At 68.1% G+C, this 15,754-nt stretch carries 11 protein-coding genes and 1 pseudogene; 7 read left to right on the forward strand and 5 right to left on the reverse strand.

From position 1 onward, the window contains the following. Nucleotides 1-120: 120 nt before the first annotated feature. Nucleotides 121-2,883 (forward strand): TonB-dependent receptor plug domain-containing protein, encoded by a 2,763-nt coding sequence (locus tag LG3211_RS10185; protein WP_057942745.1) that lies wholly within the window; start codon nt 121-123, stop codon nt 2,881-2,883. A 243-nt stretch (nt 2,884-3,126) separates the two neighbouring features. On the opposite strand, the gene LG3211_RS10190 is transcribed toward LG3211_RS10185, so the two are convergent. Next, the gene (locus tag LG3211_RS10190) at nt 3,127-3,534 is read right to left on the reverse strand and encodes a hypothetical protein (RefSeq protein ID WP_057942746.1); all 408 of its coding nucleotides are present in this window, start codon (nt 3,532-3,534) and stop codon (nt 3,127-3,129) included. Nucleotides 3,535-3,820: 286 nt separating this feature from the next. Between LG3211_RS10190 and LG3211_RS10195 the strand changes: the two genes are divergently transcribed. Next, nucleotides 3,821-5,053 carry an ATP-binding protein gene (locus tag LG3211_RS10195; protein WP_057942747.1) on the forward strand — a complete coding sequence of 411 codons (1,233 nt, stop codon included), beginning with the start codon at nt 3,821-3,823 and terminating at the stop codon, nt 5,051-5,053. After that, nucleotides 5,050-5,598, forward strand: coding sequence for a response regulator transcription factor (locus LG3211_RS10200; RefSeq protein WP_057942748.1), 549 nt, complete (start codon nt 5,050-5,052; stop codon nt 5,596-5,598). Before LG3211_RS10195 ends, LG3211_RS10200 begins: the two co-directional genes overlap by 4 nt. 108 nt (nt 5,599-5,706) lie before the next feature. Here LG3211_RS10200 and LG3211_RS10205 read toward each other — a convergent pair whose 3' ends face one another. The 4 genes and pseudogenes from LG3211_RS10205 to lexA all read right to left on the reverse strand — a co-directional run bounded on the left by LG3211_RS10205 (nt 5,707) and on the right by lexA (nt 12,056). After that, nucleotides 5,707-8,856 (reverse strand): error-prone DNA polymerase, encoded by a 3,150-nt coding sequence (locus LG3211_RS10205; protein WP_057942749.1) that lies wholly within the window; start codon nt 8,854-8,856, stop codon nt 5,707-5,709. Next, nucleotides 8,853-10,304, reverse strand: coding sequence for a Y-family DNA polymerase (locus LG3211_RS10210; RefSeq protein ID WP_057942750.1), 1,452 nt, complete (start codon nt 10,302-10,304; stop codon nt 8,853-8,855). Before LG3211_RS10210 ends, LG3211_RS10205 begins: the two co-directional genes overlap by 4 nt. A 379-nt stretch (nt 10,305-10,683) precedes the next feature. Next, nucleotides 10,684-11,358: pseudogene (locus LG3211_RS10215) on the reverse strand (hypothetical protein); the annotation flags it as partial. 8 nt (nt 11,359-11,366) lie between these two features. After that, nucleotides 11,367-12,056 (reverse strand): transcriptional repressor LexA, encoded by a 690-nt coding sequence (gene lexA, locus LG3211_RS10220; RefSeq protein WP_057942751.1) that lies wholly within the window; start codon nt 12,054-12,056, stop codon nt 11,367-11,369. Between the two features lie 252 nt (nt 12,057-12,308). Here lexA and LG3211_RS10225 point away from each other — a divergent pair, with 252 nt between their 5' ends. From LG3211_RS10225 to LG3211_RS10240, 4 genes are all read left to right on the forward strand, one after another. Next, entirely contained in the window at nt 12,309-12,986 is a 678-nt protein-coding gene (locus LG3211_RS10225; protein ID WP_083512441.1) for a GbsR/MarR family transcriptional regulator, read from the forward strand. 65 nt (nt 12,987-13,051) lie between these two features. Then, entirely contained in the window at nt 13,052-13,501 is a 450-nt protein-coding gene (locus LG3211_RS10230) for a thiol-disulfide oxidoreductase DCC family protein (protein WP_057942752.1), read from the forward strand. Nucleotides 13,502-13,513: 12 nt separating this feature from the next. Beyond that, complete coding sequence (locus tag LG3211_RS10235; protein ID WP_057942753.1) at nt 13,514-15,028, forward strand: TIGR01777 family oxidoreductase; 1,515 nt, start codon at nt 13,514-13,516, stop codon at nt 15,026-15,028. Continuing rightward, nucleotides 15,006-15,722 carry a DUF4166 domain-containing protein gene (locus LG3211_RS10240; RefSeq protein WP_057942754.1) on the forward strand — a complete coding sequence of 239 codons (717 nt, stop codon included), beginning with the start codon at nt 15,006-15,008 and terminating at the stop codon, nt 15,720-15,722. The genes LG3211_RS10235 and LG3211_RS10240 overlap by 23 nt, the downstream gene beginning before the upstream one ends. The last annotated feature ends 32 nt before the right edge of the window (nt 15,723-15,754 follow it).

Genomic DNA, 15,754 nt, shown 5'->3' on the forward strand with positions numbered 1-15,754 from the left:
AGATGCGCCGCCTTCATTTCTGGTTGTGCGCCGCAACAACAAAGATGGCATGAAAGCCGTGCCGCGCCTGCCGGGGAATGCGCGCAGCGCGCACGGCGCCCCCACTGTCAAGGATCTTCCATGCAAGCTGTCATACGGCTGCGACGCCGTCCGTTGTCCGTCGTTCTCGCGCTGAGCCTGTCGGCGCTGGCCGCGTCCGCGCAGGCCCTGGCCGCCGACGCCGAACCCGCGCCGGGCGACAAACCCGCGACCTTGCTCGATCAGGTCGTGGTCACCGGTTCGCGCATTCCGCGCGCCAGCCTGGAAGGGCCATCGCCGGTCACCGTGATCAGCGGGGAAGAGATCGACAAGCAAGGCTTTCGCAGCGCGTTCGACGCGCTCGCCGCGTTGAGCCAGAACACCGGCGTGGTGCAGGGCGAGGACTACGGCAATACCTTCACTCCGGCGGCCAATGTCATCAACTTGCGCGGCCTGGGGCCCAATCACACCCTGGTGCTGATCAACGGCCGGCGTCAGGCCGATTACCCGCTGGCCTACGAAGGCTCGGTCAACGTCGTCAATCTGGCGAATATTCCCAGCGCCCTGATCGAACGCATCGAAGTGCTCGGCGGCGGCGCCTCGGCGGTGTACGGCTCCGACGCGGTCGCCGGCGTGGTCAATTTCATTCTCAAGAAGAAATTCGACGGCACCCAGCTCAATCTGCGCGTGGGCGGCACCGAGCATGGCGGCGGGCAGAATCAGCGACTGCAGGTGGTCAGCGGTTATTCCAACGATCGTTTCGACGCGGTGTACGGCGTCGAGCTCTCGCACCGTCAGGCGATCTGGGGCGACCAGCGCGACTTCATGGATTCGCTGCTGGACAACCCGAGCGGCGACGCGCTGCTGGCGACCCAGGTGGGTTTTCGCCGCAATGCGCGCACCAATGGCTATATCGATCCGGGCGCGGCCTGCGGCGGGTTGTCCGGCCTTTATCATGGCTCGGTCTTCCGTGCGAACAACCCGCGCCAGGGCTGGTACTGCGGCAGCAACGAAGCCTCGCCGGCGTTCTGGACGCTGCAGACGCAGAAGAAGAGCGCCGACGCCTACGGCCTGCTGACCTGGCATCTGAGCGATCGCACCGAGCTGTTCGCCGACGTGCAACTGGGCACGACCAGCATCGAGAACAACACCCGCGCGCCCAGTTGGACTTCGGACAACAACTACTTCCTCAATCAGGCCAGCGGCCTCAACGAGATCTGGTATCGCCGCATCGCGCCGGAAGAAATCGGTTCGGCGCACGCCAACAACAACCGATTCCTGGAGCGCTCGTGGGCGTTCTCGCTCGGCGCGCGCGGCGCGCTCGGCGACAGCGACTGGAACTACGAGCTGGCCTACAACCACGGCCGCAACGAAAACCGCACCAAGCGCCGGCAGTTCCTGGCCGGCATCAACGAGTTCTACCTCGGCCCGCGCCTGGGCACCACCGCGACCGGCATCGGCATCTACAACCCCGATCCGGCGCGTCTGTACCAGCCGCTGAGCCCGGCCGACTATCAGCGCCTGACCGGTTTCTACGAAGGCGTCAACGCCGCCTGGATCCAGAACCTGAGCTTCAGCGTCAACGGCAACCTGTTCGATCTGCCGGCCGGCACGGTCGGCTTCGCCGGCGTGCTCGAAGCCGGTACGCAGGGCTACAGCAACAGGCCCGATCCGCGTTTGGGCGACGGCACGTTCTGGAACACCAGCGCCGGCTCGCGGGCCAGCGGCGATCGCGACCGCTACGCCATCGGCGCGGAGATCAACGTGCCGATCTTCAGCACGCTGACCGCATCGGCGGCGGCGCGTTACGACGAATTCCGCTTCGCCGGACGCAAGTCGGGCAAGGCGACCTGGAACGCGGGACTGGAATTCCGCCCGACCGATACGCTGCTGATTCGCGCCACCGCCGCCACCAGCTTCCGCGCGCCGGACATGAACTACATCTTCGCCGCGCAAACCCGCGGCTATAACCCGGGCATGACCGATTACTGGCGCTGCCGAACGGCCGGTCAGCCCTACGACAATTGCGACTTCACCGGCCTTGCGATCGACTATACCAGCAGCGGCAACCCGGAACTGAAACCGGAGAACGGCAAGTCCTATGGCCTGGGCGTGGTGTGGTCGCCGTCGGAGCATTTCGATCTGTCGCTGGATTACTACAGCATCCGCCTGGAGGACGAACTCACCAACCTCGACAGCAGCCGCATCCTGCGCGAAGAGGGCGACTGCCGCCTCGGCCGGACCCTCAGCGGCGAGCCGCGCGACATCAACTCGCCCAATTGCCGCGAAGTGTTGAGCCGGGTGATCCGCAACCCGTCCGACGCGCCGGTGCAGCCCGATCAGGTGCGCCGCGTGCTGGTCAACGCCATCAACGCCGCCTCCGAGCGTACCGACGGCATCGACCTGAAGAGCAACCTGCGCTGGAGCGCGGGCCGCTTCGGCGACTTCGCCGCGCGCGTGGCCTACACCTTGGTGATCAAGCACGACTACCAGCAATTCGCCGACGATCCGAAGATCGACCTGCGCAACACCCTGGACCCGCTGGAAGCCGGCGACTGGCGCAGCAAGATCAACACCGGCGTGACCTGGACGATCGGCCCGTGGAGCACCAACCTCACCGCGCTGCGTTACGGCAGCCTGCCCAAGAGCGACGGCAGCGGCCGCTACGGTCCGTATACCCGTTACAACGGCAGCGTGTCGTACAACTTCGGCGACAAGTCCACGCTGTCGCTGATCGTCAACAACCTGCGCGATTCCAATCCGCCGCAGGACCGCAACAACGGCGGCTGGCCGTTCTATCCGGTCGGCAATTACGATCCCTACGGGCGTCAGTTCTGGCTGGAGTACAACCACCAGTTCCAATAAGAGTCCGTTCGCGGTGTGCGCTTAGAGATGTCGAGCGTCCGCGCTTCTGGTTTGGCTCGTCATTCCCGCGAACGCGGGAATCCAGAGCCTTTCGTGCGAGAACGTTTGAAGTTACTGGATGTTCGGTTCTGTCGAAGTAAAGCGGCGCCCGCGTTCGCGGGAATGACGAGCCTGAAAATCCAAGCTGACGCCAGGAAAAAGCGGGCTTCGGCCCGCTTTTTCCCGGTCATCGCATCGTATCGCTCACAGCGGCGAATTGATCTGCACGTCGCGGCTCAGCGTTCGCGCGATGCCGGTGGCCAGATCGGTATAGGTGACGTTGACCACGTCCACGATCGGCATGCCGCCGCGATAGGTCGTGCGGCAGCTCTTGGTCGTGCACGGCAGCACCAGGCCGTTGTCGTTGGTCCACACGAAACTGTAGTTGCCGGCCGGCAGATTGCGGATGTCGAAATCCGCGCTGTAGCTGCTGGCGCCCTGGTAGAAGGTCGAGCAATTGCCCAGGTTGCCCGGCGGCGGCGGTTGCGTGTTCGGGCCGACGAAGCAGTACAGCACCGGGCCCAGCGGCAATGCCTGCGCGCCGGCCGCGGGCGCGGCGCGGGCCGGGCCCATGCCGGCCAGGGCGAGCGCGCCGCACAGCAGGGCGTTCATCAAAATCCATCCATTTGATTTCATGACGTACATTCCTGTGTATCGCCAGACCATCCTGGCCGATCGAGGATAGCGCCGCGCCGTCGCCACGCGCGCGACCTGTCGGTATTGACAGGGGCCATCGCGCGCCGGGACCGCGCACCGGCGCCGACTTGACCCGGGCGCATCGCCCGGCGTCGCAGCGCAGCATGCCGGCGCGCGGATGCGTCTCGCGGTCGCAGCGGCCCGGCGGGCCCGTCGGCCCGGGCGGTGCGATAATCGGGCTTCGTCTCCCACGGATCGCCCCGTGCTGCAACTGCTGATCTACCTGCGATACCTGTCGGTGGCCGGGCAGATGCTGACCGTGGTGTTCGTGGTCCAGCGCCTGAACCTGCCGATCCCGGCCGAACCGCTGCTGTCGATCTCAATCGGCCTGCTCGCGTTCAACCTGCTCAGCCACTGGTGGTGGCTGGCCCATCGCGACGCCGGCCCGCGCGCGCTGGTGCTGCAGTTGCTGGTCGATCAGCTGGCGCTGACCGCGTTGCTGTATTACTCCGGCGGCCCGGCCAATCCGTTCGTGTCGCTGTATCTGGTGCCGGTGGCGCTGGCGGCGATCGGCCTGGACATCGCGCCCATGCTCGGCCTGACCGTGCTGACCGCGGCGCTGTACACCTGGCTGATGCGCCATCACGTGGATCTGCCGCATATGCACGGCAGCGACTTCCAACTGCACGTGACCGGGATGTGGGTGAACTTCCTGCTCTCGGCCGGAATCATGGTGGTGGTGCTGAGCCGGTTCATGACCATCGTGCGCGATCAGCGCCGCCGCCTGTCGGAAGCGCGCGAACGCGCGATCCGCGACGAATCGCTGTCGGCGCTGGGTTCGCTCGCCGCCGGCACCGCGCACGAATTGAACACGCCGCTGGCGACGATGGGCCTGTTGGTGGACGACTGGATGGCCAGCGAACAACCGCCGCCGCGCGAAGACATCGAGCTGCTGCGCTCGCAACTGGCGCATTGCCGCGATCACGTGCGCGCGCTGGCCGAGATGGCGCGCCGCGGCGCCGCCGGCGAAACCACGCTGGAAGACGCGGACGGCTTCGTGCATGCCTGCGTCGATCGCTGGCGCCTGCTGCGGCCTAACGCGACCGCGGTGTTCCATCCCGGCGCGCCCGAGCGCAAGGTGCGCGTGGACGCGGGCCTGCCGCAGGCGCTGATCAACCTGATCAACAACGCCGCCGACGCCAATGCCGCGCGCGGCGTCGATGAGCCGGTCGAGGTGACGACGCAGGCGCGCGAGAACTGGCTGACCGTGTCCATCCTCGATCGCGGCGCGGGGCCGGCGCAGATCGCCGCGCGCCCGCGCCTGGACAACGAAGGGCAGGGGCTCGGCATCGGCCTGATGATTTCCAAGGCCGGCATCGAGCGCAGCCGCGGCCGGGTGCGGCAGGTGGAACGCGAAGGCGGCGGTTGCGTGACCGAGGTCGATCTGCCGTTCGCCGCGCCGTCGTCGTCGCCCGCCGCGCAGGCGACGCCATGAGCCTGCCCGCGCGCATGCTGCTGGTCGACGACGATCTGGCGTTCTGCCAGGTGCTCGCGCGCATGCTGGCGCGCCGCGGCGTCGAGGTGCAGGCGCGTCACGACGCGGCCAGCGCGCTGGCCGCGCTGGAGGATTTCGCCGCCGACGGCATCGTCCTGGACCTCAAGCTCGGCGCCGACAACGGCCTGCTGCTGATTCACGACCTGCGCGCGCGCTGTCCGCAGGCGCGGATCGTGCTCGCCACCGGTTACGCCAGCATCGCCACCGCGGTCGATGCGATGCGCCGCGGCGCCTGGAACTATCTGCCCAAGCCGTTCGACATCGACGCGCTGGCGCAAGCGTTCGAATCGCCGTCGCCGCAGGCGCCGCCGCCGGAACCGCCGGCCGAGCCGCCGTCGCTGCGCCGCCAGGGCTGGGAGCACATGCAGCGCGTGCTGGCCGAATGCGGCGGCAACGTTTCGGCGGCGGCGCGCATGCTCGGCGTGGACCGGCGCACCTTGCAGCGCAAACTGGCGAAGCGGCCGGTGCGCGAGCGGCCGGAGTAGGGCCGGCGCGTTATCGGCGCGACGCGGCGTTCATCGGTGCGGCGTGCGGCTTGAAGCGCTTGAGCCGGCACGCGGTGCGCTGAAAAATCCGAATCGCGCCGGTTCCGGTCAATGGAAATCGCGCGAATGCGTCGTCAGCGAGCCCAGCAACGGCGTGAGGTCTTCCATGCGCGAAGCGATGATGTGCTGGACACCGTCCACGTGTTCCAGGCGTCCGTCGATCGCCATCAACCGCGACTCGACCAGCACGCGGCGCTGGCGCTGGGCCAGGTCGCGCCAGACCACCGCGTTGACCATGCCGTCCTCGTCTTCCAGGCTCAGGAAGGTCACCCCGCTGGAGGTTTCCGGATGCTGGCGCACCGTCACCAGGCCGGCGAAGCGCACCCGCGCGCCGTGTTCGACCTTGGCCAGTTGCGATGAGCGCCGGCAACGCCGCGCATGCAGCGCGCTGCGCAACAGCGACAGGGGATGCCGGCCGAGCGTCGTGCCGAGCAACGCGTAGTCGGCCTGCACGTCCTCGCCCGGGCTCGGCAGCGGCAACGACACCGGCGCCTCACTGCGCGCCACGCCCGCGAACAGCGGCAACTGCGTATCCACCCCGGCGACCGCCCAGCGCGCGCGATGGCGATGGCCGGCGAGCGCGCGCAACGCTCCCGCGTCGGCGAGCAGGGCGCGCACGCGCGCATCGATCGCGGCACGCGCGCACAAGTCCTCGACATCGCGCCACGGCGCCCGCGCGCGCGCGTCGGACATGCGATCGGCCGAGGCTTCGTCGAAGCCGTTGATCAGGCGCAGGCCCATGCGGATGGCATGCGGATGCCCGCCGCGGCCGCCCGGCGCGGCTTCCAGCGTGCAGTCCCAATCGCTGTAGCGCACGTCCACCGGCAGCACCGTGACGCCGTTGCGGCGCACGTCCTGCAGTATCTGGCCGTGGGTGTAGAACCCCATCGGCATGGAGTTGATGATGCCGCAGGCGAACGCGGCCGGATGGTAGTGCTTGAGCCAACAGCTGACGTAGGCGATCAGGGCGAAGCTGGCGGCGTGCGATTCGGGGAAGCCGTAGCTGCCGAAGCCCTTGATCTGTTCGAAGATGCGGTGGGCGAAGTCTTCCGTATAGCCGCGTTCCAGCATTCCGGCGCGCAGCCGCTCGCGATGCGGCTCAAGCCCGCCGTGGCGTTTCCATGCCGCCATCGACCGGCGCAGCTGATCGGCTTCGCCGGGCGAGTAGCCGGCGGCGACGATCGCGATCTGCATGACCTGTTCCTGGAATAGCGGAATGCCCAGCGTGCGCTTGAGCACGCCCTTGAGCGCTTCGGAAGGGTATTCGACCAAGGTCGGGTCTTTGCGCCGCAACAGATACGGATTGACCATGTCGCCCTGAATCGGCCCCGGCCGCACGATCGCGATCTCGATGACCAGGTCGTAGAAGTTCTGCGGCCGCAGCCGCGGCAACATCGACATCTGCGCGCGCGATTCGATCTGGAACACGCCGACGGTGTCGGCCTTGCAGATCATGCCGTAGACGTTCTGGTCGTCGCCGAGCCGCGAAATGGAATCCATCGTGATCGTGCCGTGGCCCTGGTCCTCCAGCGACTTGAGGATCTTGCGAACGGCCGTGAGCATGCCCAGCGCCAGGCAATCGACCTTGATGATCTGCATCGCATCCAGATCGTCCTTGTCCCATTGCACGACGGTCCGGTCGTCCATCGCCGCGTTCTCGACCGGAACCAGGGTGTGCAAGGGATGCTCGGAGATGACGAAGCCGCCCGGGTGCTGGGACAGATGGCGCGGGAAGCTGTTTTGGACCAATTGCGAGCTCAGCGCCAACACGTTGCGCAGCAGCGCCGATTGCGTATCGAAACCGCGTTCGTGCAACTGATCGGGCTGTGGGACGTCTTCGCTCCAGCGGTCCAGCATCCGCGACAATTCCGCGATCTGATCCTGCGGCATGCCCAGCGCGGCGGCGACGCTGCGCACGGCGCTGCGCCCGCGATAGCTGATGGCCACCGCGGTCAGCGCCGCGCGATGGCGGCCGTAGCGATTGAAGACGTACTGGAGGATTTCCTCGCGCCGCTCGTGCTCGAAGTCGACGTCGATATCCGGCGGCTCGTTGCGTTCCACCGACATGAAGCGCTCGAACAGCATCTCCATCCGGTCCGGAGAGGTCTCGGTGATGCCCAGGACATAGCAGACCAGCGAATTGGCCGCCGAACCGCGGCCCTGGCACAGGATCTCCAGCGAGCGGGCGTGATTGACGATGTCGTGGACGGTCAGGAAGAAGGATTCGTATTCCAGCGTTCCGATGACGCGCAGTTCATGCACGAGTTGTTTCAGATGCTTGAGCTTGGCGCCGCCGGGCCAGCGTTTCCGGGCGCCCTGGATGACCAGGGCGCGCAGCAGGGATTTCGCGCTGTGGCCGGCCGGCACGAGTTCGTGCGGGTACTGATACTTGAGGTCGCGCTTGAGATCGAACCCGGCGCAGCGCTGGGCGATCTTCACCGTCTCGGCCAGCATCGCCGCCGGATAGATCGCCTGCAGCGCCTTGCGGATGCGCAGGTGGCGCTCGCCGTTGGGAAACAGCAGTTCTCCGGCCGCGGCGACCGTGGTGTGATGGCGCACCGCGGTCAACACGTCCTGCAGCGGACGGCGCCCGCGTTCGTGCATATGCACATCGCCTGCCGCCACCGCCGGCAGGCCGTGGCGGGCGGCCAGCGCGCTCAGTTGCGCCAATCGCGCGTCGTCGTCGGGGCCGCGATGCAGTTCGACCGCGAGCCAGAGCCGGTCGCCGAAGTTCGCCTGCAACCACGCGGCATGGGCGTCGTCGTGTTCGTCGTTATCGGGTATCCACAGTGCGAGCAGGTGGGCGCTGCGCTCGCGGAAGTCATCGGCCAGGCTGAGGTATTCGCCTTTTTTCGCGCGTCTGCGGGCCTGCGTGATCAAGCCGCACAGATCGCTGTAGCCGGCCATGTCGGTCGCCAGCAAGACGATCTTCGGCCCTTCGTGCACGCGGATTTCGCTGCCGACGATCAAGGCCAGCCCGGTGCGTTGCTCGGCTTGCCAGGCGCGGACGATGCCGGCGAGCGAGCATTCGTCGGTAATGGCCAGCGCGCGATAGCCCAGCGCCTTGGCCCGGTCGAACAATTCGTCGGCGACCGACGCGCCGCGCTGGAAACTGAAAGCCGACAGGCAATGCAGTTCGGCGTAGTCCGGCAAGGGCTCCGAGGTGGCGAGCGCGCGTGCGTGCGGCGGAAGGTTCATGCGAACCAGCCGTGCAGCATCAGCGGCCCATCGCCGCCAGCGTCGCGATACGCCCAGGCGCGCTGGCCGCGGGCGGTTTCGACCAGGTAGTAATCGCGCCGCACGTCGTCCTGGTCCCACCAGCCCGATTCGATGCGCTCGGGGCCGGCGAGGATGCGCGCGATCGGTTCGCGCAGCGGTTCGGGCGCGGCCAGCAGCCAGCCGGGACGGGTCGCCTCGGCGGCAACGGCCGGCGCGGTGGGTTTGTTCGAACGCGGCGCGTCGCCGACCACGCGGCGCCAGGCGCGTTCGGGGCGATGATCGGGATGCAGCGCCAGTCCGTGCACGTCTTCGTCGCCGAGCCGCGCGCGCAGGCGTTCGCGCAACTGCGCCCAGGGCAGGGCTTGCTGCGGACGCGGGTCGAACAGGTCGCGGCGCGCGGGCACGAACGGCGGCAGTTCTTCCGCGAGCAGGCGCAGGCCGATCACCGGCGCGGGCAATTGCGCGTGCTGCAATCGCCCGCGCGCCAGTTCGAACAGCATCGCCGCCTCGCGCTCGGGCGCGAGCAGGCCGACCGCGATTTCGCTGTCGGCGATGCGCTCGCGATGGCTGTGGTGTTCGTGTTCGAGCAGCAGCTTGAAACGCGCCACGCCGCCGTCGCGGCCGGACAGGTACGCGGACAGGTCGGCGGTGAGGCGGCGCAGCGGAAACAGCAGGGCCAGGCTGGATTCGACTTCGTGGCCGAGCTCGATGCGCGCGTCGAAGAAATCCGCCGGCTGGAAATACGTCATCGGCGGCGAGGCTTCGCCGCGCAGCGCGTCGAGCCGGGTCAGCACGTCCTGGCCGAAACGCCGCGCCAGCGGCGCGCGCGGCAGGGCGAATACCGCGCCGAGCTTGCGCAGGCCCATGCGCTGCAGCGCCTGCACGACGTCGGCGTCGAGGCCGCAGCGTTCGATCGGCATCTTGCCCAGCGCGCTCAGCAGCATGTCGTCGTCGAAGAACAATCCGTCGGCGAGGTTGGTCAGCGCGCGGGCGGCGTACGGATTCGGCGCGGCGGCCATGCGGTAGCGGAAGCCGAGTTCGCGCAATTCCTCGCCCAGGCGCTTGTGCAGTTGCGGCCACAGGCCGAACAGCTTCCGGCTGCGGCCGATCTCCAGCACGATGGCGTGGGCGAACTGCGTGCTGACCTGCGAACTGTAGCGATAGGCCCAGGCCGCGAGCAGGCTGCGCGCGTGTTCGACCGCCTGCGGATCGTGTTCGACCATCTGGAAGCCATCGACGATGGCGTGCGCGGCGATCAGCGACATCCCCGGCTTGAGCCCGAGCGCGCGCGCGGCGGCGTTGACCGCGTGCAGTCGGCGGCGCGCGTGCGGGCCATCGACCAGCACCAGCGGGCGCTCGGGATGCGGGTGATTGCGAAGGACCACGTCCATCGCCATTTGCGGCAGCAGCAGGCAGGCCCAGCGCATGGCGATGGACTCAGCGCGTGGCCGCCGGAGCGGGCGAGGGCGGTGCGACGGGGAGGGTCGAGATCGAAGCTTCTGCGAGATACGGCGCGGGGGCGGGGCTTTCGGCTGGGGGCGCGGCGTCGCAGCTTAAGCCCCTCCCACGAAAGGCTTCGGCGCTTCGTGGCTGGAGTGGTGGTGCAGGAAAGATCGAGACGGAAGCGATCGCAAGTTGCGGCTTGGCCGCTTCGGGCGCGATGGCGGGCTCGGCGCTTTCGGAGCGCGAAGCGTCGGGACCGAAGCCTCTCGCAGAAAACACGATGGCCGAGCGGTCGGCCGGGACGCCAGCGCCGATCGCGCCTTGTTCGCGTGTCATCCGTGCCGGCGCCGGTTCGGCCGTGGAGGCGAAGGGAATCGGCCGTGTCGGCACGTTGCCGCCGCGACACTTGAGCACGCGCAACTGCCGCGGCGAGGTGTCGATGGCGATGCGCAGCGCGGCCGGCGACGGGTTCAACGCGGCCTTGCTGTCGCGCAGGGCGAAGCCCAGGCATTGCCCGGTTTCGGCCGCGACCTGCAGCCGCCGCAGCGCGCGATCGTCCACGCGCTGCGGCCAGCACAACACCGCCGCGCACGCACCCGAGCGCAGGCATTGTTCGGCCGCCCACAAGGCGTCGCGGCCGCGCGCGCGGATCACCTGCAATCGCGACAAGGCCACGCCGGCATCGCGCCAGGCCGGCGCATACGGCTCGAACGGCGGATCGATCAGTACGACCATGCCGCCGCCATCAAACGCATGCGAGGCCTGCGCGCGCGCGGACTTCGCCGGCATGGCCTGCGCTTGCGGCGGCCAGCCTTGCGACAGCCGCGCCAGCGCCGGCCACATCAGTCGCAACTCGCCCACGCCGTGCATCGGCAGCAGCAGTTCGGTCAGCGAAGCCTCGGGCCAGCCGCCGGTGGGCAGGGCGGCGTCGAGCGCGGCGTGGCCGGTCGGCTGCGAGGACGGCGCCAGATTCGCCGGCTGTCCGCGCCACAGTTTGCGGCTGCTGATCAGGGTTTCCAGTGCGATCAGTTTGCTCATGGCCGCGCTCAGGCGCTGCGCACCAGACCGCAGTAGATGCCTTCGATGGCGAAGTCGGCATCGGCCGCGACGCGGATCGGTTCGTAATCGGGATTGCGCGGCAGCAGGGCGATGCCGTCGGCGTCGATGCGCAGGCGCTTGATGGTGATTTCATCGCCGATGCGCGCGACCACGACCTGGCCGCTGCGCGCGTCGCCGGTGCGGTGCACGGCGACCAGATCGCCGTCGAAGATGCCGTCCTCGCGCATCGAGTCGCCTTTGACCCGCAGCAGGTAGTCCGGGCGCGGCGAGAACAGCAGGCGGTCGATCAGCACATGGGTGTCGGCGTCGGGATCGGCGCCGATCGGCGAACCCGCGGCGACCCGGCCGAGGATCGGCAGGGACAGGCGGCTGTCGTCGTTGGCGGCGGGGGCGGTGAAGGCCGGATGCCGGTTCGGTTCGGTGGCGGCGGCCGATTCGTCCTGCGGCAGCCCGATCTGCAGCAGACCCGCCTGAAGCAGGCGAATCCCGCGCGCGCGCCCCGGCAACAGCTCGATCAGGCCCTGCGCCTGCAAGGCCTGCAGGTGATAACCGGCGGAACGGTTCTGGCGAAAACCCAGGTGCGCGGCGATCTCCTGCTGCGACGGCGGCAGGCCATCGGCGGCGATGCGCTCGTGCAGGTAGATCAGCAGGGCGCGGCGGAGGTCGGTCAGGCTCATGTACTAATATTAGTAATAAAACGGCCGGTGTGCAGCTTGGGTGTGGACGGTCTCGCCGATTGAGACGCGGCCTACGGCACGCAAATCGCTTACAAAGCGCACGTAAACGATTGAAATAAGGCGACTTGTCCGCCAGCCCAGGCGCCGTCGCCACCCCATCCGCGTGCACGAGCCGACCAACGGTCGCTGCGACCCATTGACTCACCCCGGTCCGTTCTTTAATTTCTGTCTAAACAGAAATAAGAGAAGTCCATGGCGCTCAGCCCGCTCCAAGAACGTTTCATCCTGCACTGGGGCGAGATGGGCAGTCGTTGGGGCGTCAACCGCACCGTCGCCCAGATCCACGCCCTGCTGTTCCTGAGCGAGCGCGCGATCACCGCCGACGAGATCTGCGAAACCCTCAATCTGGCGCGTTCCAACGTCAGCACCAGCCTCAAGGAATTGCAGGGCTGGAACCTGGCCCGGGTCAGCCACGTGCTGGGCGACCGCCGCGACCACTTCGAAACCTATAAGGACGTGTGGGATATCTTCCGCGCCGTGGTCCAGGAGCGCCGCCGGCGCGAGATCGAACCGACCCTGAGCATGCTGCGCACCGCCGTGCTCGACAGCGACAACGCCGCGGTGGCGCCGGACCAGAACGACCCGCGCGACCGCCGTACCCTGGAACGCATGCGCGAAGTGCTGGAGTTCATGGAGACCGGCACCAGCTGGATCGACGAAATGAACCGCCTCGATCCCAAGACCCTGATCAAGCTGCTGAAGATGGGCGCGCGCATCCAGCAATTCGTGCGCGGCCCGGTCAAACCGCTGCCGCAGCCGCAGCCCGGCGAGAGCGGCGGGGTGTTGTTCGAGGACGACGACACCCAAGCCGACACCGACGCCGAAATCCAGGGCGAAACCCGATCCCAGCCCGGCGAGCGCGCGTCCTGAGCGCCCGCCGGCATTTTTTTGCCCACAAGTTTCTGTCATTACCGAAATAACTGTAGGAGAAGATCATGAGCAGCGATTCCATCCCGGGCCAACTCGCAAACGCGCAAGTCATCGCCCTGTACGACCGCGCCTGCCCGCTGTGCCGCGCCGAAATGCACCGGCTCAAGGCCGGCGACCGCCACGACCGTCTGCGCCTGGTCGATATCGCCGACCCGCAGTTCGACGCCGCGCAATGGGGCTTCGAACTCGAAGCGCTGCGCAATTCGCTGCACGTGCGCGCCGCCGACGGCGAATGGCGCATCGGCGTGCCCGGCATCGCCGAGGCGTATCGCGCGGTCGGCCTGGGCTGGCTGACCTGGCCGTTGCGCGTGCTCGGCGCCGGCCGCCTGGCCGCGCGCGCGTATCGCTGGATCGCGCCGAACCGGCATCGCGTATCGCGCTGGCTGGGGTATCGCGAAGCCGGCCAGGACGCCGCGCCGCATTGCGACGACGGCCATTGCCCCACGCACTACTGAGGCAGGCGCGCCATGGAACGCTTGTTCATCGCTTTACTGCTGCTGCAGGTCGCGCTGGGCGCGATCGACACCATCGCCCATCACGAACTGATGGAAAAGCTCGCCAACCGCCGCAGCGCCGCGCTGGAGTTGAAGCTGCATTCGACGCGCGGCTTCGTGTACGGATTGCTGTTCCTGGTATTCGCCTGGATCAAGCCGCAAGGCGCGTGGCTGGCGGCGGTGTGGGCGCTGGTGTTGATCGAAGTCGGCATCACCTTGTGGGACTTCGTGGTCGAAGACGCCACCCGGCTGTTGCCGAGCACCGAGCGCGTGCTGCACACCATCCTGGCCGTCAACGGCGGCGCGATGTTCGCGGTGTACGCGCTGGCGACCCGCGCCGACTGGTCCGCGCCGAGCGCCTTGCTTGCGAATTCGCACGGGTGGGCTTCGTGGGCGCTGACCGCCGCGGCGATCGGCATCGCCGTGTCGGCGCTGCGCGACGGATTGGCCGCGCGCGCCAACGCCGCCGAGCCGGCGCCGTGCGCTTTGCTGGCCGAGCATCCGCAGACCGGATTCCTGCTCAGCGGCGGCACCGGTTTCATCGGCACCGCGCTGGTCGAAGGGTTGCTGGCCGGCGGACATCGCGTCACCGTGCTCAGCCGCGATCCGCGCCGCGCCGCGCTGCGTTTCGGCGGCCGCGCGCGCTGTATCGCCGACACCGCCGAGTTGCGCGACGACGAAGCCATCGACGTGGTGATCAATCTCGCCGGTGCGCCGGTGGTCGGCCCGCGTTGGTCGCCGGCACGCAAGCGCGCGCTGCTCGCCAGCCGCATCGACACCACCGATGGCTTGCGTGCGTGGTGCGAGCGCTCGCAACGCAAGCCGGCGCTGTGGCTGCAGGCCAGCGCGGTCGGCGTGTACGGCGCGCATGCGCTGAGCGCGCCGGAACTGCGCGATCCGCCGCCGGTGCGCGGCGATTTCCCCAGCGAACTGTGCGTGGCCTGGGAGCGCGCCGCGGCCAAGGTGTCCGCGCAGGGCGTGCGCGTGGCGACGATGCGGCTGGGGCTGGTCCTGCATCGCAGCGGCGGCCTGCTGCCGATGCTGTCGCTGGCCGCTTCGCTCGGCGGGGCCGCGCGGCTCGGCGACGGCCGGCAGTGGTTTGCCTGGGTGCATCTGGACGATGTGCTGGGTTTCGTCGAGCAAGCGGTGGAACACGTCGGCATCCGCGGCCCTTACAACCTGGTCGCGCCCGGTGGTTGCACCCAGGCCGAGTTCACCCGCGCGCTGGCGCGATCGCTGCATCGCCCCGCCTTCATGCGCATGCCGGCCGCGCCGCTGCGCTTGGCGCTGGGCGAGATGGCGACGATGCTGCTCGACGGTCCCGTGGTCGCGCCGCAGCGCTTGCTCGATCAACGCTTTCGTTTCCTCCATCCCGGCCTGGACAGCGCGCTGAGCGCCGCGCACGCCGGTTCGGACATCAATCCGCGTTCTTTCTATTCGGGTGAAGGACACCCAAAGGACCAACATGGAACTGTTGCATCCCATTGACCTGCCTCGCGATAACAGCGAAGGCGTCAGCAGCGCCGGCGGACTTGCCGGTTCCGGCGACAAACCGCGTTGTGAGCCCGCCGCGCACGATCTGGCCGCGCTGTTGCGCGCGGCGCTCGGCGCGCGCTGGTCGCTGTTGCATCCGCATATCCAGGCACGTTTCGAACTTTTGCCCGGTGAAGCTCAGGCCGAGTACGTCGGCAACATGCATCAGGTTCGCTGCACCTGGCTGGGCGGCGTGTTCGCGCGGCTGATCCGGCATGCGCGGATCCTGCCGCATCAGAACGCCGACGAAGTGCCGTTCCGTTTCGACGTGCGGCCGATGACGCGCGGGCTGGGCTGGGTCAAGACCCGCACTTATCACTTCGTCGATGAAGTCTTCAGTTTCCGCTCGCGCATGATCCTGGGCGACAACGGCGAACTGCTGGAGCATTTCGGCGGCGGCCTGGGCATGCGCGTACGCCTGGAGGTGTTGCCGAACCGGCTGGTGTTCGTGGACGACGGCTATTTCCTGCACTGGCGCGGCTTGCGCCTGCCGCTGCCCAAGCCGTTATGGCCGGGCCGTTTCGTGCTGGTGCATCGCGATCTGGATGCGGAGCATTTCGAAGTCAGCATCGACGTAGAGCATCCGTGGTTCGGGCCGTTGTTTCACCAGGACGGCAGTTTCGAAAGGATGCGGGTGCAGGAGGTTTGAGTGTTCGCGCAATGGAATGCGTCGTAGTGCGG

The organism is Lysobacter gummosus (genome assembly GCF_001442805.1).
Lineage (GTDB): Bacteria > Pseudomonadota > Gammaproteobacteria > Xanthomonadales > Xanthomonadaceae > Lysobacter > Lysobacter gummosus.

Excerpts from the sequence above, each read along its gene's own strand:
- LG3211_RS10185 (WP_057942745.1), top strand. The coding sequence starts at position 121 with ATGCAAGCTGTCATACGGCTGCGACGCCGTCCGTTGTCCGTCGTTCTC.
- LG3211_RS10190 (WP_057942746.1), bottom strand. The coding sequence starts at position 3,534 with ATGAACGCCCTGCTGTGCGGCGCGCTCGCCCTGGCCGGCATGGGCCCG.
- LG3211_RS10200 (WP_057942748.1), top strand. The coding sequence starts at position 5,050 with ATGAGCCTGCCCGCGCGCATGCTGCTGGTCGACGACGATCTGGCGTTC.
- LG3211_RS10205 (WP_057942749.1), bottom strand. The coding sequence starts at position 8,856 with ATGAACCTTCCGCCGCACGCACGCGCGCTCGCCACCTCGGAGCCCTTG.
- LG3211_RS10210 (WP_057942750.1), bottom strand. The coding sequence starts at position 10,304 with ATGCGCTGGGCCTGCCTGCTGCTGCCGCAAATGGCGATGGACGTGGTC.
- lexA (WP_057942751.1), bottom strand. The coding sequence starts at position 12,056 with ATGAGCCTGACCGACCTCCGCCGCGCCCTGCTGATCTACCTGCACGAG.
- LG3211_RS10225 (WP_083512441.1), top strand. The coding sequence starts at position 12,309 with ATGGCGCTCAGCCCGCTCCAAGAACGTTTCATCCTGCACTGGGGCGAG.
- LG3211_RS10230 (WP_057942752.1), top strand. The coding sequence starts at position 13,052 with ATGAGCAGCGATTCCATCCCGGGCCAACTCGCAAACGCGCAAGTCATC.
- LG3211_RS10235 (WP_057942753.1), top strand. The coding sequence starts at position 13,514 with ATGGAACGCTTGTTCATCGCTTTACTGCTGCTGCAGGTCGCGCTGGGC.
- LG3211_RS10240 (WP_057942754.1), top strand. The coding sequence starts at position 15,006 with ATGGAACTGTTGCATCCCATTGACCTGCCTCGCGATAACAGCGAAGGC.